The sequence below is a fragment of the Desulfosporosinus acididurans genome (assembly GCF_001029285.1).
In the GTDB taxonomy this organism is placed as follows: domain Bacteria; phylum Bacillota; class Desulfitobacteriia; order Desulfitobacteriales; family Desulfitobacteriaceae; genus Desulfosporosinus; species Desulfosporosinus acididurans.
The window spans coordinates 23,927-43,052 of the sequence record NZ_LDZY01000019.1; the positions used below are offsets into that span (position 1 = coordinate 23,927).

Consider the following 19,126-nt stretch of genomic DNA (forward strand, 5'->3'; position numbering starts at 1 on the left):
CTCCTTTTCAATATATGTTACTTCGATGCAAGCAAATGTTTTTTACTCATCTGCTTCTCTATTTCGTAATAATCCATACTTAATATCTCTCCAATTAACTCATGATTATGCAGCAAGTTAATTAAGATAAGTTCCTCATCAGCACTCTTAATGTGAGCATATGAGAGAATATTAAGAGCGCGGCAAACGGGCGCATTTGGTATTTTTAATGTTTTAAAAATTTTTTGGTCACTCTCTTTACTGACAGTTAACGAAGAGATAATTGCAATCCCCAGCCCGGCTGCGACCGCTTGTTTGATCGCCTGAGTACTCCCTAACTCCATGGACAAATTCACTCGAGTTGGATCAATCCCCTTCTCTCTAAGCATGATCTCCATCACTCTGCGAGTTTCAGAGCCTGCCTCCCTGGTCACTAAACGCTCATTTAACAGTTCTTCGAGCGTAATAGTTGTTCTAGATGCCCAAGGGTGGAAATATGGAAGAGCGACTACCAGCTCATCTTCCCAAAAACGTTCAACATTCAGATCTGCGTGCTTGTCAATTTGGCCCTCGATTAAACCTATATGTATTTTTCTCTCCATGATCTCTTGATATATTGACTCTGTATTTCCGATCTTCACTTTAAACTCAACGTCAGGATGAGTTTCATATAAAAATGCTAAAAGACTTGGCAGAATATATTCTCCGATCACCAATGTTGTGCCAACACAGATTACTTTTTTCTGTCTCTTGGAAAGGTTTTTTATCTGTTCTCTGGCATTTGAAAGTACATCTAACACATTTCGAACATGTGCGTAGAAAATTTCGCCCTCTTTAGTCAAAGAAACCCCTTTATTGGACCTATTAAAAAATTTTGCCCCATATTCGTGTTCCAGGTTCTTAATTTGCAACGTAATATTTGGTTGACTCATGTGAAGTTTTTTTGCGGTTGACGTTATATTATGAGAGTCTGCTACCTCTTTAAATACCAGTAAATGTTCTTCCATGAGATTATGTCCCCCTAGCTGCAGTTTAATAGGATTCGAACGAACAAGTTTACGGAAAATCTTATTCTTTTGGAAATGATAAATCGTTTTCCCCCAAAGTAACGTTTTAAGAGCTAACTACTCCCGCTTAATTTTTAGTACTATAATTATAGCCATTATTAATTCGCTTAAGCGTGAGTAAAATCACGTTTAGATATTTATGTCAAAAACGAAAAGCCGGTTTTATCTGGTGCTTTATATCTCTGATATATCAAATCAAAAGCCTTAATAAAAGAAACGCTGTATAGCTGGGTAATTTATACCCGCTATTACAGCGTTTTTTTTATTAAGAATTGATAGAAAATCACCATTTTTCCTACGCTTATCTCTATAATCCTTTGAGGCGGGATCTTGTAACCTAGGCTATGCTTCGTATCGTTTCCCCTTATTGTTCTTGGCTGTAATTAAACATCACCCGGGTCGGAAGCAATCTGACAAATCGAAATACGTGAGATAACTATGATCTCGAGCACAGTTCAAAATTACCTCAAATGATATCATTCCATATATATGAACAAACTATAAGGCAAAGCCCTGAATACGAATCAGATAGGAGATCAGAGTTATGAATAAAGATCATTCTGTTGCTTTAGAGCATGGAGATTATGAAAATAATATAGACCTTGTCATTAAACATTGTAACTCCTGCAGCTTTTGGTAATCCCATGGACTACTTAACAAAAGTTTTAGAAAACAAATTTGAAGAAGGAATAAAATATCAATTTATTGATCAATGTGGCTGTGGAGGTTATGTTCTTCGCGTTTGGAGACTTTAAGGTAAGCTATCATGACTTATATTCGTATGATCTCAACTTTAGTATCGAGCGAAGCGACACCTCCGCCAATCGGATCCAGCAATGAGGTATTTTTCAGTTTGGGATCAATCATGAGCAAGCTGTTTCCTGAGAACCCGGTATCCCGCCCAAGGGCATAGCCCGTTTTCTGCTCAAAAGGCTTTTTGACGGTAAACGGTGTATGGTTATACGGTTTTAGCACAGGAGTTGATTTTCCGTCAATGATGACCGGATGCCCCCCATAAGCAGTATTACCATAGTTGTAGGGTGTTCCCACCGTTCCCGGGCGAATTCCGCCCGTAACCATGATGTGGCCGACAACCTCAATAAGTCCTGATTTGATCTTGACTTGATCACCGTCCTGCAACCCGCGCTTTTTAGCATCGATCGGATTAATCCAAAGAAAATTCTCAGGTTTAATCTCCCTTAACCAAACATCGCTGATCGTACGGTGAGTAGCAATATTCCTCGCCTTCCAGTTAAGAAAGTGAAGCGGCTCGCTTTGTTTGACTTCTTGTACATCATACGTACGAATGCTTTCGTATTTGGGCAAGCCATCAAAATATTGTCCTGTATAGGAATGTTTCGCTCCCGCCGTTTTTTCGTCATAGAATATAGTTTGCCCGTTAAGACGGTATTTGAGGAGAGGCCCCTCATATTCCGCACCTGGATCTTCAAAACGTCCGCCTCGGTTAAGAACCGTTACAACCTTGGCCCACTCTTCCGGTTTAACCGCACTGCGCCAGCTTTTTTCGTCAAAGAATTGGCCTAAAGCCGCCTTTCGGGCTTCGCTGAAGACCTGAAGTTCTTCGGTTGATGCATCAGGAACCGGAGTTTCAGCAAAAGCAATATTGGCAATCATTTTTAGGTAAAAGTCCTCAACCCGGTCTAACGGACTCCCATCCGCAAAGGCCTTCGCTCCGGCACCCGGTAAGCCTAGTTTCTTTAAGATCTCGATGAAAACATCTTGCGTATCGCGAGGCTCTGGATAAACGCGGGTCACAGGCTGCATGAAGTGTGTCACCTTCAAGGGGAAACTGGGAGTAATTGTTTTCCGGCCCCAGCGTTCCAGATAACTCAGGTCCGGTAAGACAAAATCCGCACAGGAGGTGCTTTCACTCAAAACGATATCAGAAGAAACCAGCAGAGGAATTTTTTGAGGATTAATTAAGGTCTGACGGGTCATATCCCCTGCCGGGAAGGTGAGTAATGGGTTGACCCGGTAAATGAAAAGGGCTTTCAAGGAATACGGATATCCTTCGGCAGCGCTTGGAATCACTTCTTCCGAAGAATTTCCGGCAATCGGGAACCAGGGACGTTTGGCAGGATAACCGTCTCGTTTAAAGAGACTGCTCTTTTCGTAGGCGGAGGAGCGGCGGCTGATCGGAATCCCCCAGGCCTGATGAGCATTCGGGACCTTTTTCAGATCATAGCGGCCTGTCATATCCTTATGCCGTGCTCCACCGGTCAGGCTTCCCCCCTGCCAATCATGATTGCCGATTAAATGATTCAGCATGTTCACAGCCCGTGCCGTATAATATCCGTTGGCGTGCATGGCAATGCCGCGATAAGCCATAATGGCGGCTTTCTTGCCGTGAGACGTAAATTCCTGGGCAAGTTCGATAATTTGTTCCTTCGTAATTCCTGCGATGTTCGCATATTCGTCTAAGGTTTGTTCCATGACCCGTTCTTTATAAAGAGTAAACGCCGATTTCACATGAATGCCATTAACTACACTATCGACTTCCAGATCGCCCTCAGCGGCCTGACTATGAGCAGCTGGAGTCCCATTTTGCAAAACTACAAATTCGGTATCATCCCCGATTCCCAGATCTTTTGCCCTTAGCTTCGGCTTTTTTTCATCCGAAACATTGATTAAATAGGTGGCATCGCTCCAGGTTGGTTCTCCATCTGCCTGGGCCGCTTTAAGGTTTGGGTTGCGCAAGTATCGCTCGTCATAGCGTTTGTTCTCAACAATCCAACGGCCTATGCCCAAGGCCAAGGCAGCATCTGTCCCTGCGAGAATCGGCACCCAGAGATCGGCTTTTTCAGCGGTCCGGCTCATCCGGGTATCAATAACAGCCATCTTCATACCCCGGGCTAAGGCATTCGTCAACATCGGCGCCAAAAACGTAGGACCCCGATTGGCGACCATGGGGTTTGTTCCCCAAACTAACAGGAATTCCGTGGCGTTCAGGTCGGCATAGAGTCTCTTTTTCGGTTGCTGAGTTATGAAGGAGTGAACTGTTCCAATGACCCCGTTGGCACCGCAGGCCCCGCCGTGATCATCAAAGTTGATACTGCCGAAGCCTTGAAACCAGACGCGGTCGCGCATAAAATCTCGGCGGTCTCCTCCAAGGCAGGCAATTTGATTTGACTTCGGACCAAAATCAGGGTGTTGAGTGTCAATGAGCACATCTTTGTATTTTCTATCAAACTCTTGAGCCGTCATTTGTCCTTTTTTAACGAGATCCCAATCGCCCATCACCTTTGCTTTGCCGACATAGGCCCAAAGGGATTTGAGACCCGGTGTTCCCAAATCGGAACTGCCATTAATAATTTCTTGAATCGCCTGCTCCCAGGTGATGCTTTTCCACTCTCCGCTTCCTCTGGGTCCGACCCGTTTAAGAGGTGTACGGACGCGTAAAGCGTCATAAGCGGTCTGTATCCCGGCTTGTCCTTTGAGGCAGGTTCTTCCGCCCCGAAACCCGCGGCCCTCCACGGCCAAGGTGGGCTTACCCTTCGCTGCGCTTAAAGCCGAAGTTCCATAAGGAACCGGACCAAACGGAATCGTCGTCAACGGGCTGTAGGGATTTCCCGCAATTTTTCGGACTAAGCTTGAATAGGGCCTTCCTTTTTCCCCTTCCTCAATGCAAGTCTTAATTGTACAGTGGGAATTGCACTGTTCGCAGGTAGTATAGATCACATTAGCCGCTGTGTAATCTTCATCTTGGCCGCCTACGCCGTGAGGGGTATCGAGCCAAGCATTATTCATCAATTGTCGCAGGGGATCTCCGAGGAACGGTCCGCCAAAAGCCACGGCACCTAAAACTCCCGAAGCTTTTAGAAAGTTCCGCCGGTTCAACTTCATCGAATCCTTTTTCTCTGCCATGGATTATTCCACTCCTTTCTCAAGACCCGCGTGCCCAAAATCTTGACCTGCATCGAATGCACCCAAGCCATCGGCAGCTTCTTGGGTCTTTGCCTCGTATTGATCAATGGGCAGGATTTTCTCGCCCAAAGTATAAATAATTATTCCCATCGCAATCAGTCCCAAGCTCGTTACCCATTCGGAAAGGGTCGGGTAATAATTCCCTGGCGGGAGTCCCTTCAAGACAGGGACGATAAAGGGAGGGACAATCATATTGAAGCGAACGCCAACGACTCCAACAATTGTCATGATCGCTGCGGCCAAAACCCACTTTACGGATTGGCGTGTTTTTTTGTAAAAGACAAGAATCAATGGAATCACCATGGCAAGTCCCATTTGAAAAACCCAAAAGGACCACCAGAATGGGCTGGCTGTCATCGTTTTAATCGTTAGGAGTTCTTCACTTTTAAGTCCGTAAAGGCCAATAAGGAATTCATACCACTCCAGTCCGAGCTCAATGGCCAGGAACATTCCCATCAAGGTTCCCAGGGACTGAACCATGGTCCGGTCATGAGGACGATGAAATACCCAATTCTTAATAACATAGAGGGCAATGGAGAGAGCTGTTCCGGAAACGAGAGCCGAAAGAATAAAGATGATGGGGAAAAGTCCACTGTTTAAAAAAGGACGTGCTTTGTCTACGGCAAAAATCGAACCCGTTCCTCCATGGACACCAAAGATTGCGAGGGGTATTCCCACACTTCCTAAAATTTTAAGCAGACGCTTGTCCCAGGCAAGTGATTCTTCTGAAACATCCGTATAGCCAAAAGTCAGGAACTTGGAAAGTTTGGCAAAACGCCCTTGCTCTTCAGACCGTTTGACCAGATCAGGGCGCATTGAATAATAGAGCTCGGTAACTAAGAGCAAGATATAAAGTATATAGAAGTGGATTTCCCACGCCATCGTACTCATGATGTTCCAATTGAGCAAAGAATTAAAGACATGGTCAGGACGGCCGATATCCAAGAAAATAAAGGCGATGGCGGTAATCATACTGGCAATCGCCGATAAAAGAGCTGAACGCCCAATTTCTTCATATTGCTTCATGCCAAAGGCAAAGATCAACGTCGAAAGGAGAAACGAGCCGGCACTCATGCCGATAAAATAAATATAAAAAGCAACCCAGGCTCCCCAGGGAACAGTGTTCGTCAAGTTCGTTGAGCTCATTCCCTCCAATAAATACCCTTTTACAAGAGAAATCATCCCGACAACAAAGATAATTCCTAAGACAGTCCACCACTCCCGCTCGATACGATGAAGCCTCGAACCGGCGCTTGTCGTTTGCATATCTATCCCCACTTTCTTGGTTTTCCTCTCCAAATGTCAGCGCAAGTAGATAACCCGCGGCTCAGTTCCTTGGTCCTCTTTCAAACGGTAAGCCCTAGAACTGGCAGCTAATTTGGAAACGACGCTGTTCGGATCATTCAAGTCTCCAAAATATCGGGCATCCCCAATGCACGTTTCTACACATGCCGGTTCTTCACCCCGCTCCAAACGGTGGAAACAAAAAGAACACTTGCGTACGACGCCTTCGGGAATCTTTCCATTTCTGCGGGGTCCGCGTTTTTTACCATATTCCGGAGCTTGAACATCATTGTAGCCTAACATTTCCTGTTCATAACTTGCGCCGTCATCATAGGAACGGGCTCCGTAAGGACAGGCACTAATACAGTACCGACAGCCAATACACCGATCATAATCAATGACAACAATCCCGTTGTCTGCTTTGTAAGAGGCCCTGACCGGACAAACCTGGACACAGGGCGCCTTATCACACTGCATGCAGGGGCGGGGAATATTAACCCGTTTTACATTAGGGAATATTCCGTCCTCCAGCTCCAACAGGACATTATAAGAAACCCCGGGTGGGGTACGATTCTCCGCCTTACACGAGACGGTACACGTATCACATCCGACACATTTTGTCAGATCAATGACCATCCCCCAGCGGGGCTGTTTTTTGGCGGTTTGAGCTGCATCTGAACTGCGCATGGGGTACCTCCTTTTTTTGTACAATAGTTCTTTTCTTGTGCTCATAAGCGACATAATATATTGCAATTACTGTACCAGAATAAAAAAGCCTTAAACCCTAGCTTTCTAGGATTTAAGGCTTTCTTTACTCTGACATTTTTACAGAGCAGCTATGACATATTTTCAGAGTCGTACTCGTCGAGCTTCCGATACAACTGACGTACACTGATTCCAAGGATCTTCGCAGCATGAGTCTTGTTGCCTTTGCAACAATCCAGAACCTTGACAATGTGCTCTTTTTCGAGCTGGGCTAGAGAAACAAGCCGCTCATTTTGCGGTTGGCCGAACGCGTGAAACTGCGGAATTAGGAGGTCCTTCCCCTCAATTTCCACTCCTTGGCTGAGGATGATACCCCTTTCAATCATATGGGCCAGTTCCCTCACATTTCCGGGAAAGGGATAACGGCGAAGGTCTTTCAAGGCTTCAGGTGTCATTTTCAGTGGTTTTACCCGGCTGTAGCGTTTGAGAAAATGCTCAACTAACGGTTCGATATCCTCCGGACGTTCCCGCAAAGGAGGAATCGTCAATTTCATGACATTCAGACGGTAGTATAGATCCTGGCGAAAATTAGCGTGTGCTACTTCCTTTTCCAGGACACGATTAGTCGCTGCAACCACTCGAACATTTACTTTGCGCAAGCGGGATTCACCGATTCGCCGGTATTCTCCACTTTCCAAAAAACGCAAGAGCTTAACTTGCAAGTTCAGCGGCATCTCCCCAATTTCATCAAGAAAAAGCGTTCCCTGATGCGCTACCTCGACAAGACCTTTTCTCTCCTGGGAAGCGCCGGTAAAGGCTCCTTTGACGTGCCCGAAAAGTTCAGATTCCAACAGGTTTTCTGGAAGCGCACCAGAGTTAATCGCAATATAGGGTTGCTCCGACCGTTTCCCCCAAAGATGCAGGGCCTTCGCGAATAACTCTTTACCGGTGCCGCTCTCTCCTTCAATTAAAACCGATATATCACTGTCCGCCAGCCGCTGGGTGAGTTCAATCCATTTCATCATTTCCGGGCTCTTCCCAATAATCTGGAAGCTCTCTTCCGGGTCGAAGCCGGAGGTTGTTACGGCTTGATTCACGAGAGCCTGACGGAGTCCGGTATTCGTCTCTTTGAGACGCTTTTTCTCCCAAGCCATTTCGGCCATGGTTTCCAGCTCCGCCAAGGCATATGGTTTACGCAAATAATCATAAGCCCCCAGCTTCATCGTCTCTATCGCCGTTTCGACGGTACCATGCCCGGTAAGCATCAGAATTTCCATCTCCGGGTTCACTTCTTTACTCCAACGCAGGAGCTCAACCCCGTTCATCTGCGGAAGATTGATATCATAAATCCCAAGATCGAAATTCCGAACCTCTAAAGCCTTCTGCGCTTCGAGGCTGTTCAAATAACCTTCAACAAAACATCCCTTGCGCTCAAAACGATCCACGAGCAAATCCAGCAAATCCTCTTCATCATCAACAATAATTAACCTCAAATTTTCCCACTCCGGGGTGTTGCCCCTCGCTCCTTCAGCCACTCCTTGTCACTCCTCATTTCACCCCGGCATTTTTATAACCGGCAAAGTAATCTGAACTTTCGTTCCCTGGCAAGGTTCACTTTCTATCTGAATCGTCCCTCCCATTCGAGCGATGATGCCGTAACTGATGGCCAGTCCCAGTCCTGTTCCCTTGCCCACCTCTTTGGTCGTAAAAAACGGATCAAAAATCTTGGACAAAAGCTCAGGCGCTATCCCCTCACCGTTATCATGAACTGTGATTTCCAGGATGCTTTCGCCTTTTTTGGCCCTTGTTTGAACCTCAATCTGAAGTTCTCCCTGCTCCGGAAGTGCATCCACGGCATTGCTGAGGATATTCACGAACACCTGAACAAGCTGCAGTGCATCTCCTTTAACCCCTGGCAACGGGCTTTCCCAGCGTTTCATGACCCGGATCTGCTTTTTTCGCAGTAGGATTTCAAGGAGCGCTAAACTTTCCTCAATCACCTGCTCCACGCCAATCTCTTCAACCTTCCACTCTGATTTTCGTGAAAAGTTTAAAAGGCTCTGGGTAATTCTTTGAGCTCTCCCGACATGCTTACGAATCGTCCGCAAAGAGCGCTTCATCCGTTCCGGTACGGTGCCTCCGTTTCCCACAAAAGGCTCGACGATCTGTTCTTCTAAATCTTCGGCATATCCTTGAATAATGGCTAATGGATTATTGATTTCATGGGCAAAACCTGAGGCCAATAAGCCCAGAGCCGAGAGTTTATCTGCTTGGATTATTAAATCCTCCATGCGGCGCTGTTCAGTAATATCCTCAATCACCATCAGATAACCCGGTTCATTGGGTCGGGCATGGTTTAAGGGATAAAGTCGATGTCTAAAGATCTTTTGCCTGGCTGCATTGCCTTCGTCCGGGCGATTCAGATAAGAAATTACATCCTCCTTCCAATCAGTGCCTGAAGAATTTTCCAGAGGGCAATTCTCGCAGGGTTTTTCTGAATTCCCAAAGAGCATATAGCACTTATCCTTCTGGGGAAGAGAAGAAAAACCTTCTCCTACCCAATGTTCCAGAACCGGATTCATCCAGGTGACCGAAAAATCTTTCTCCAAAAGAGCCAAACCCGCACCGATCCCATGCACAATCGTGTCTAAACGTTCTTTCTCCTGGATTAGATTTTCAGACTGAGCTTGCAGACGTTCCATCATAAAGTTAAACGTCCTGGCCAGCTGCCCCAACTCGTCTTTCCGATCTTCCGGAACCCGTTCCTCCAGGCGCCCGCGCGAAACAATCCATGCAGCCTCTTCAAGTCGCTCGACCGGACGGGTAATGGATAAACCGTATACGATACTTGCGGATATCGAGATCACCAAGATAAAGAGGATAAAGATCAGAAAGTGCGCTATTAACTGATTGATCGGAGCAAAAGCCACTGCAACAGGCTGCTCAACCATAACTCCCCAGCCATTGCGCGGCAGCACTTCATACCCACCGATCACTTCCTGACCGGTATAGCTGAGATACTGATTCAAAGCGGGCAATTCCTGCGGGTTTTTATACATAAGGAAATTCTGTACTGTATAGCTTTTGCGAACGTCTGCTTTTTCCAGAAGGCGAGTAACATCCGAATCTGCAATCAGGCGTCCCGAGGGATCGACCACGAAAAGATCAGCTTTCGGTAAGGGATTTGGCGTCTTTAAGGTTGTCAGTAACCCTCTCAGGCGGAGTTGAATCCCTATGCCACCCGAAAAATCCGCATCAGCATCCAAGGGCACAACAATCTTAACGGTGGGAATTCCGCTGCTCAAAAAATGAACATCACTATAGGAAGGTTTATCTAAGGTTAGGTTCTTGAGCAAATTGGGGTTCGCCCAATTCATTTCAGGCTGAAAGATCTGAAACCGACTCACTCCTCCAATAGCCTCACCTTGCGCATTCAGGAGGACGACTTCATCCGCCAGAGGAAATTCCTGTAAGAACCGGTAGAACTGAAGCTGCAACTGAGGATCATGACGGAGTCTGTCTACCTGAGAATCATCATTGGGATGTTCCGGATCCGTTAGATTGACCGCTAAACTTTTCAGAGATTCCTCGGTATGTTCAAGCGACAGATCAACTTCTTGAGCAATGCGAGCGACTAACAAATTGTTTTGTGTTTGAACACTGCGTTGCAAATCCAACTTGGCAAAATAAAGATAATAGCCGCTGATAAGGAGCACCGGAAGAATAGATGCTAAAACTCCGAAAAGAAGCGTCCGTACTCGGATACGATACCACCAAGGAAGATGGATCGATTCAGGACAAGTTTGAAGATCAAGACCCTTCATCGAACGTTACCTCCTCCCTCATTTCTGAATCGTATCCACTTGTACAGCAAAGCTCTGGCCGGTAGGGGATAATTTCTCACCAATCCTTTGGATAGCCAGGCGATTGACTTCCAGTTGAACCGAGTCCGGCATATCAAAAGGGATTGACTTTTTTTCTTTCAGCATACGAATGGCTAAACGCGCAGCCTGGTAACCCGAATCATGATAAGAAAGTCCGTAAGCTGCTGTATAGCCGGCAGCCACTTCGGTATCATAAAAGCCCATCACCGGAACCCGCTCTTGTAGTTCAAGATCACGGATTTTGCGGACGTTGCTTTCAATAGTATAACTCGGCAGAAGCAGTATCGCTTCGTTCTTTTGAAAATCATGGTTCTGCAAACGGCTTAAGCCCAACGTCTCACTAACAGGGATATCTTCATAACGGGTTTTAGAACCCAGGATCTTATGAACTTCGTCCAGGGCTTGTTGACTTGCTTGAATGCCCGGATCATAAACATTCAGGATTTTGGTCCGATCAGGAAAAAGAAGCTGCAGAAGTTCAAGACGTTTCCCGGTCAATTCCACATGCCCATTATCAATCCCGGAAACGGGTATTTCCCTTGCTTTAAATTCATCCGCAAGGTCTGAAGCTGAAGTCACTCCAATCATAAGAACCGGAATTTTCGATTTTTCATCGGAAGCATGCAGAATAGCCTCCGCCTCCGCGAAGCCTGCAGCCACCAAAAGGTCCGGGGCTTGGCGGACCAATTCCTTAGCCTCGACAGTAAGTTTCTGCGAATTACCCTCCGCATTCAAAACTTGAAAGCTCATCTTCCCCTCACCGTAGCCTAATTCAGCCAAGCCCTGCTTAAACCCCTCAAACTTGGCTGTTCTTGTAGAATCAGCAACTAAAATGCCAACCTTCGTTACCTGAGGAGAGGGGCTTTTTGCGGAACAACCGGTTAAAAGGATAAGTCCAAGAAAGCTTAGAAGGATCCCTTTGCGCCATCGAAAAAAAGAAAACTTCATACGTTACTCATGATCTCCTTAACGTTTTAGGTATTTTTAGCTTTTTCTATTGAGCGTCTCTATTCCTTTTCTCTACTTCACTGAATCGCTTTTCAGTCAAGTAAAAAAATATTTAAAGAAAAGTTAGTATCTTGAAATATAGTTTTATCAAAGTACCCTCATTAGCTTAACATATAGCAAGCACTAATGAAATTTTTTAAAAAACAATTTTATCTATCCTCCTCTATCTATTTTTCTATATATATTTATCTCTATCTGACCCATCAGAAACCGTCTTGATTACACTCCCTGTGGGGCTCTTTTTTTTATTTATATCTCTCTTTTTTGGGGTGATGGGTAGTTTCTTGGACACAAAAAAACCCGTGGAGGTTTACAAGATTGCTCCTGCTTACACCCCACGGGTTTCTGCATACATTATTTTTATTCTGCAGTCTTTATTTTCTTTCTGCAGTGATTATTATTATTGAACAAGTTGTCGCATTTTATTAACATTCTACTCAACCGTCACGCTCTTGGCCAAGTTTCTCGGCTTATCGACGTCACAGCCTCTGGCCACAGAGACATAATAAGCCAAAAGCTGGAGCGGAATAACTGTGAGAATCGGAGCAAGTTCATCTCTGGTCTCGGGAATATAGATAACCTGATCTACCGCCTTAGCTAGGCTGGTATTGCCTTTATAAGTCATCCCGAAAACTTTGGCATCACGAGCTTTTACTTCTTTGATATTGGAAACGGTTTTATCGAATACCTCCCGTTGGGTTGCCAGAGCAAGGACGGGGGTTTGTTCTGTGACGAGGGCCAACGTACCATGTTTCAATTCCCCTGCCGCATAGGCTTCAGCGTGAATATAGGAAATCTCCTTCATCTTGAGAGCACCTTCCATAGCAACCGCCCAGTCTAAGGAACGGCCCAGGAAGAACGCATCCTCAACGCCGACAAATGATTTGGCTAGTTCACGAATACTGCTCTCTTGGTCAAGTATTTCCTGCACTTGAGCAGGGATATTTTTTAAACCCTGAATAATTTCCCCGATCTTGTTTGCCGGTAAGGTTCCTTTGACTTGAGCAAGGTATAATCCGAGCAGCACCATTCCTTCTAATTGAGTTGTATAAGCTTTTGTTGAGGCTACTGCGATTTCAGGACCGGCCCAAGTAAAGATTACATCATGAGCCTCCCTGGACACCGTACTGCCTACAACATTGGTAATGGCAATTACACGTGCACCCCGGTTTTTAGCCTCCCGCAAAGCTGCCAAAGTATCCGCTGTCTCGCCGGACTGACTCACAACTACCACAAGGGTGTGTTCGTCTATTAATGGGGACCGATAGCGGAACTCTGAGGCAATGTCTACTTCCACTGGGAGATGTGCCCAGCGCTCGATCAAGGTCTTGCCGACTAACCCGGCATGCCAGGCTGTTCCACAAGCAACAATATAAACTTTATGAATTTGAGCGAGCTCATCCGAGGTCAAATCGACTTCCTGAAGAACAACCTTTTCCTCTTCCAGACGTCCCAGCATCGTATCTCGCAAGGCCCTAGGCTGCTCGTGAATTTCTTTAAGCATGAAGTGCTCATAACCGCCTTTTTCCGCTGCTACAGCATCCCACTTAACATGCATGACTTCTTTGACGCGGGGATTTCCGGCAAAATCCGTAATTTTTACCCCGGTTTCTTGGATAACAACCATTTCGCCGTCATCTAGAATATAGACCTGGCGGGTATGGTTAAGGATCGCGGTAATATCGCTCGCTACAAAAAACTCTCCTGTACCAAGCCCTACAACCATCGGGCTGTCCTTACGGGCCGCCACCAGCTTACCCGGTTCTTTGCGGCTGAGTACGACCATAGCAAAGGAACCGCGAATAATCGCTAAAACTTGGCGAACAGCTGCTTCCAAGTCTCCTTGGTAAAAATCTTCAACAAGGTGAGCTAAAACTTCCGTATCTGTTTCCGAGACAAATGAGTGCCCTTTTTCGATCAGCTGATCTTTTAATTCCAGATAATTCTCAATGATCCCATTATGGACAACAGCAAAATCAAGCCCGCAGTCCCCATGAGGATGGGCATTGACCTGGGAAGGACGACCGTGAGTTGCCCAGCGAGTATGGCCAATACCTATACAGGACTGAGAATAATTTTCTCCGATCTCCTTCTCTAAAGCGGCCAACTTGCCTACGCTTTTGGACACAGAGATACCCTGGGCATCCAACACGGCTACCCCAGCTGAATCATACCCGCGATATTCTAATTTTTTTAAACCTTCTACCAAAATAGGAATAGCAGTTTGCTTTCCCACATATCCAACGATACCACACATTTTATTTTTCTCCCCTCAATCTCATCGTTATAACTTCTTAAAATCGTTTTTCAAATACGAGAAAAAGCCGCCCTACCTCGGACGACTTCGTTGTTTCAGCTTTTGGACATTAATAGTCAAAGGGTCCACATAGGCAGACTAACCCCTTTTCTTGTTCACTCACCCTTTGTCCCGGAAATTGCTCTCTGGTTTTATGTAAGCGTAACGGTGACAAGCCACCGAGAGGGACCCGCCGAAAGATTCGATAACCCTCTTCCTCGTCGACCTTAAACGTAATAATAGATAAGGTCCTGGCGCTTAAACGTCTCTGAAACAACGCAATTCAATTTTACCCTAACCCGCAAACATAGAAATTCCTAACTGATCTTTTCTTATAGCATCACCCCTTTCAAAGAGCAAGCTTGATAAGGTCGAAATCCACGACCGAATCATTATCCCGTTTTTAAGGCCACCACTTCTACAATGGGAGGCCCTTCGTTCACTCCACTAAACAAAAGGTCCATGTGCCGGTCAGATACGTATGTTTTATCACAAAGTTCCATCCGAAAGGTCTCATAATAGATGCTGCCAAACCATTCTATGCTTCAGAACTCATATCTGTTCCAACACATGAACCAATTATACGCTATACTAAACAGGTTATTCAATGGTATCTTTATGCATCACACTTAATAATCATATCGATAACACTTTGGGCTAATTGCGTCAATTTTTCCTGATCCGGTCCTTCAACCATTACTCGAATCAAAGGTTCCGTTCCCGAAGGACGTACTAAAACACGGCCTCGCCCGCCCAATAACTCTTCGACTTCCTTCACTTTGGCTAGAACTCTCTCATCGGACATTAACCGTTCTTTATTGCTTACCCGAGTATTCAGAAGCACCTGAGGCAATCTCTGCATTTGCTTAGCCAACTGGGAAAGAGGAACTTGCCGTTCTTTGACCACCGACAGCAAATGAAGAGCAGTTAATAAGCCATCACCCGTGGTATTTTGATCTAAGAAAATGATATGGCCGGACTGTTCTCCGCCTAATCTGGCTCCCGTCCGCAGTAATTCCTCCATGACATAACGATCTCCCACTTGGGTTTCATAAACGGTTATGCCGGCTTCTTTAAGGGCTAAACGCAGCCCCAGATTGCTCATAACTGTTACAACTACGGCATTTTCCGCTAAGGTTCCTTTCTCCTTCTGGGCCAAAGCACAAATCACCATAATAAAGTCCCCATCCAGGATATTTCCATGCTCATCGACAGCAATCAAGCGATCAGCATCACCATCATTGGCCAGACCCAGATCAGCGCCATGCTCCAAAACAGCCCGCTGCAGTTCCTCAGGATGGGTCGATCCGCAGCCCGCATTGATATTTACACCGTCCGGATTATGGAAAATCGGAACGACTTCTACGCCAAATTCCCGCAGTGCCGCAGGTCCTACACAGGCTGCTGCGCCGTTGGCACAGTCTAAAACTACTTTAAGGCCATCGAGGCGCCCTACGGACTGCTTAAGAAAGTTTATGTACCGTTCTCCAGCATCCTTAACCTCAATAACCCGTCCGACCTCCCCGCCGATGGGGGAATCCCACGGTTTATCGTCATTTACAACAATACTTTCAATCTCATCTTCAATGGCATCGGGTAATTTAAATCCAGTGGAATCAAAAAATTTTATACCATTATCTTGAACAGGGTTATGGGACGCTGAAATTACCACGCCTGCACTAACGTCTAAGGTTCGCGTTAAATAAGCAATCGCAGGTGTCGGCAAAACGCCTACCTTTAACACATCCGCTCCAACAGAGCAGATTCCCGCGATTAAGGCAGCTTCAAGCATATCCCCTGAAATCCGGGTATCCTTGCCTATCACAATTCGAGGGTGTGGATGCTCCTTGCTCAAAACATACGCACCTGCTTGCCCAAGTTGAAAAGCAAGGCTTGGTGTCAGCTGGCTGTTGGCCACGCCGCGCACCCCATCGGTTCCAAAGAGTCGACCCAAATCCTTTCTCTCCCTTTCATCACTATTTTAACTCGATGAGCTTACATGAACATTATCTAATTATAACCATATGGACGAGATGTTCAACTTATTTTTTAACATGTCGTAATTAAGGTTTTGCATGGAAAGGCATACTTTAATCGCCTAACACTCCTATTCTACTCCATCAGCGCATAATGTGCCATAAGGTGCTCGGCCATTCTTAAGCCGTCTACCGCCGCACTTGTGATGCCGCCGGCATAACCGGCACCTTCTCCCGCCGGATATAATCCTGCCAGGTTTAAAGATTCCCCTCGCTCATTACGCACGATGCGCAGAGGAGAACTTGTCCTCGTTTCAATTCCCGTCAAGGTCGCTGAAGGCCCCGTAAACCCATGAATTTTCCGCTCAAATTCCTGCAAAGCTCTGCCAAGCACCTCCCCAATTTCCTGGGGCAGGACACTATGCAGATCACAGGACGTAATACCCGGCAGATAACTGGCAGGCAAGTCAAAATCATCTGATACCCGGCCCTCTAAAAAATCCTGTACTCGCTGTGCCGGGGCATGATAGCTGCCGCCTCCGGCAGCGAAAGCTTTACTTTCCCATGTTCGTTGAAACTCCAGGCCTGCCAAAGGATGCGAGGTCGTAAAATCATCAGTCCCAATAGTTACGACGATAGCACTATTGGCTGCGTTCGTATCCCGTGCATATTCGCTCATGCCATTAGTCACTAAGCCGCCTTCTTCCGAAGCAGCGGCAACAACCTTTCCTCCGGGACACATGCAAAAGGCATAGGCCCCCCGACCGGTCCCTGCGTCCTTATAGGTCAATTGATAATCCGCAGGGCCAACCAAAGGATGTTTCTCAACACCATACTGTGCTAAATTAATCAATGTCTGAGGGTGTTCGATACGCAAACCTATGGCAAACCCTTTTCTCTCCAAAGTAATGTTTTGCCCATGGAGGAATCTATAGACATCCCGAGCACTATGCCCTACGGCTAAAACGACTGCCTCAGCGGAAATTTCTTCTTGGCCGTTTACCATGACACTTTGCAGGTGACCTCCTGATGACTTTAAAGTTGTCACTTTAGCTCGAAACCGAACTTCGCCGCCAAGGGAAATGATTTCTTGGCGAATCCCCTTTACGACGTCTTTAAGAATGTCTGTACCGATGTGCGGTTTCGCCAGAAACAGGATCTCGGAGGGTGCACCGTGCTTAACGAAGGTTTCTAATACTTCTGTGATACGACGATCTTGGATACGAGTTGTCAGTTTCCCATCGGAGAACGTTCCCGCCCCTCCTTCGCCGAATTGAACATTACTCTCAGTGTCCAGGTTCCCCGTCTGCCAAAATTGCTGAACTTTTCGCGTCCGCTCGTCCACCGAATCTCCCCGTTCCAGCACTAAGGGCCGATACCCTTTACGGGCTAAGGCCAAGGCTGCAAAATATCCGGCCGGGCCCGAGCCGACGACGATAGGGCGATGTCGTAACTTTTTCACAGGCTTTGACCAGACTACAGGAACTTCCGGCGGAGCTTCTTTTAGTCCCGGAATTCTTGATATAAGCCGATATCCTTCTTTTTTAGGAATTTCCAGCGAAAACTGAACGGTATAATCAAAAACAAGATTAGGTTTCTTACGAGCATCTAAGGAACGGCGCAAGAAACGAAGTCCCTGAATCATTGCTTCAGGGACCTTTAACTTTCGGGCCATGACAGTTCTTAATAAACCATCATCCTCGACAGGAATTCTTAAACTTGTCCATATTAAATCCACGTTTATTATTCTCCTTTAAGCCTTCGCTTTAAGGCTATAGGTTACTTGTGGCGTTGTAATCATGGTAACTCCAGGTGGCAGCTGCCAGAGAAGCTGGGTATTAGGATAACTGCCTTCAGCTTGACCGGAAGCATCTACCCACAGCTGGATTTGAGTAGGCGTTAGGTTATTTACGACATCCGGAAGGCCTTCAACCACCACATCGACTGGCGATATTCCCTGATCAACCTGAAGATCTTTGCCAACATTTCGGATGTCAACAGGAACACCTGTAATAGTTTTTTGAATTGGTCCGGCCCCTATCTGAGCAATAACACTGATTGTCGTTCCATTGAGGAAGGAGACTCCCGACGGCAGGGTAACCTGATCCGGAGGAATCTGAAAGGTTTTGTCTTCAGTCAGGCCGCTAAGATCAACGGGGCCGATGGTCAGAGAATCGAAACCCTTTAAGGCCTGGGCACTGCCTGAAACCTGCACACTGGTAGGTGAAGCTATTACGGATTTAAGTACTTTCCCCTGAGCCACTGTACCGGTAGTTTTTACCTTGAGGGAGATCATCTTAGTAGACATACCTTTGGCTGTAATCGGAACAATAACATCGACACTGCTCGGATAAGCGGATAAGATATCGACACTAGGGTTAGGACCAAGAATAGGTTTGCCTGCTTTATCGCGAAAACTTACGGCCGGAGAAACTTCAACAGTATCATTGGCACCCGCTATGCTGACTTCTGCGGTGACTTTATTTAAGTTTGAAACAACCGAACTCGGTCCCCTGACATTTACCGCCGAAGGTTTAACAATAGGAGTCCCAACTTGGAACCCATCGGCAGGATTGCCAGACATAGCAACCTGAACCGGAAGAATTTTCTCCTGAACATTATCCAACGTTAGTTTTATGCTTGCCGGTTGACGATCCACTACAGTCGTTCCTACAGGGGCATTAATTATAACTGAATAGCTATGTTCTCCAGCTGTTGCCCCGGAAAGATCCACCTGAGCATATATGTCTTTAATATTGGCACTGGGATTAATTCCCTGGAAACGGACACTGATTAAAGGAAGCTGACTCATCACGACCATATTTTGCGGCAGGTTGGTAACGACCAAAGGAACCGTCAACGTTTGGTCAGATATTATTTTATCAGCACTTCCTTGATTCATAACAAAGAGCCAAAAAAGTATGGCAACTAAAAACGAAAGCAATTTAACACCGAGGTTTCGCCGTAAAACATCAATCACTA

General features: G+C 46.1%; 12 protein-coding genes. 1 reads left to right on the top strand and 11 read right to left on the bottom strand.

All coding sequences use genetic code 11. The features are described from left to right. Positions 1–17: 17 nt before the first annotated feature. The gene (locus tag DEAC_RS20045) at positions 18–986 is read right to left on the bottom strand and encodes a LysR family transcriptional regulator (protein ID WP_047811871.1); all 969 of its coding nucleotides are present in this window, start codon (positions 984–986) and stop codon (positions 18–20) included. 704 nt (positions 987–1,690) lie between these two features. Between DEAC_RS20045 and DEAC_RS24965 the strand changes: the two genes are divergently transcribed. Further along, positions 1,691–1,801 (top strand): hypothetical protein, encoded by a 111-nt coding sequence (locus DEAC_RS24965; protein WP_486598913.1) that lies wholly within the window; start codon positions 1,691–1,693, stop codon positions 1,799–1,801. A gap of 16 nt (positions 1,802–1,817) precedes the next feature. Here the strand turns inward: DEAC_RS24965 and DEAC_RS20050 are convergent, their stop codons facing one another. From DEAC_RS20050 to DEAC_RS20095, 10 genes are all read right to left on the bottom strand, one after another. Then, the gene (locus tag DEAC_RS20050) at positions 1,818–4,931 is read right to left on the bottom strand and encodes a molybdopterin-dependent oxidoreductase (protein WP_047811872.1); all 3,114 of its coding nucleotides are present in this window, start codon (positions 4,929–4,931) and stop codon (positions 1,818–1,820) included. A 3-nt stretch (positions 4,932–4,934) separates the two neighbouring features. Beyond that, positions 4,935–6,257 carry an NrfD/PsrC family molybdoenzyme membrane anchor subunit gene (nrfD, locus tag DEAC_RS20055; protein WP_083996363.1) on the bottom strand — a complete coding sequence of 441 codons (1,323 nt, stop codon included), beginning with the start codon at positions 6,255–6,257 and terminating at the stop codon, positions 4,935–4,937. 36 nt (positions 6,258–6,293) lie between these two features. Further along, positions 6,294–6,962, bottom strand: coding sequence for a 4Fe-4S dicluster domain-containing protein (locus DEAC_RS20060; protein WP_053006542.1), 669 nt, complete (start codon positions 6,960–6,962; stop codon positions 6,294–6,296). A gap of 149 nt (positions 6,963–7,111) precedes the next feature. Then, positions 7,112–8,515: a sigma-54-dependent transcriptional regulator gene (locus DEAC_RS20065; RefSeq protein ID WP_083996366.1), complete on the bottom strand. Its 1,404-nt coding sequence runs from the start codon at positions 8,513–8,515 to the stop codon at positions 7,112–7,114. Positions 8,516–8,533: 18 nt separating this feature from the next. Beyond that, the gene (locus DEAC_RS20070) at positions 8,534–10,804 is read right to left on the bottom strand and encodes a PAS domain-containing sensor histidine kinase (RefSeq protein WP_047811874.1); all 2,271 of its coding nucleotides are present in this window, start codon (positions 10,802–10,804) and stop codon (positions 8,534–8,536) included. Between the two features lie 18 nt (positions 10,805–10,822). Further along, entirely contained in the window at positions 10,823–11,812 is a 990-nt protein-coding gene (locus DEAC_RS20075) for an ABC transporter substrate-binding protein (protein ID WP_047811875.1), read from the bottom strand. A gap of 493 nt (positions 11,813–12,305) precedes the next feature. Next, complete coding sequence (gene glmS / locus DEAC_RS20080) at positions 12,306–14,129, bottom strand: glutamine--fructose-6-phosphate transaminase (isomerizing) (RefSeq protein ID WP_047811876.1); 1,824 nt, start codon at positions 14,127–14,129, stop codon at positions 12,306–12,308. Positions 14,130–14,784: 655 nt separating this feature from the next. Then, entirely contained in the window at positions 14,785–16,122 is a 1,338-nt protein-coding gene (glmM, locus tag DEAC_RS20085) for a phosphoglucosamine mutase (protein WP_047811877.1), read from the bottom strand. A 158-nt stretch (positions 16,123–16,280) separates the two neighbouring features. Then, the gene (locus DEAC_RS20090; RefSeq protein ID WP_047811878.1) at positions 16,281–17,882 is read right to left on the bottom strand and encodes an NAD(P)/FAD-dependent oxidoreductase; all 1,602 of its coding nucleotides are present in this window, start codon (positions 17,880–17,882) and stop codon (positions 16,281–16,283) included. A 15-nt stretch (positions 17,883–17,897) separates the two neighbouring features. Continuing rightward, positions 17,898–19,124, bottom strand: a complete 1,227-nt coding sequence (locus tag DEAC_RS20095; RefSeq protein ID WP_047811879.1) for a CdaR family protein — start codon at positions 19,122–19,124, stop codon at positions 17,898–17,900. Positions 19,125–19,126 lie beyond the last annotated feature (2 nt).

Excerpts from the sequence above, each read along its gene's own strand:
- DEAC_RS20045 (WP_047811871.1), bottom strand. The coding sequence starts at position 986 with ATGGAAGAACATTTACTGGTATTTAAAGAGGTAGCAGACTCTCATAAT.
- glmS (WP_047811876.1), bottom strand. The coding sequence starts at position 14,129 with ATGTGTGGTATCGTTGGATATGTGGGAAAGCAAACTGCTATTCCTATT.
- DEAC_RS24965 (WP_486598913.1), top strand. The coding sequence starts at position 1,691 with ATGGACTACTTAACAAAAGTTTTAGAAAACAAATTTGAAGAAGGAATA.
- DEAC_RS20050 (WP_047811872.1), bottom strand. The coding sequence starts at position 4,931 with ATGGCAGAGAAAAAGGATTCGATGAAGTTGAACCGGCGGAACTTTCTA.
- DEAC_RS20070 (WP_047811874.1), bottom strand. The coding sequence starts at position 10,804 with ATGAAGGGTCTTGATCTTCAAACTTGTCCTGAATCGATCCATCTTCCT.
- nrfD (WP_083996363.1), bottom strand. The coding sequence starts at position 6,257 with ATGCAAACGACAAGCGCCGGTTCGAGGCTTCATCGTATCGAGCGGGAG.
- DEAC_RS20075 (WP_047811875.1), bottom strand. The coding sequence starts at position 11,812 with ATGAAGTTTTCTTTTTTTCGATGGCGCAAAGGGATCCTTCTAAGCTTT.
- DEAC_RS20060 (WP_053006542.1), bottom strand. The coding sequence starts at position 6,962 with ATGCGCAGTTCAGATGCAGCTCAAACCGCCAAAAAACAGCCCCGCTGG.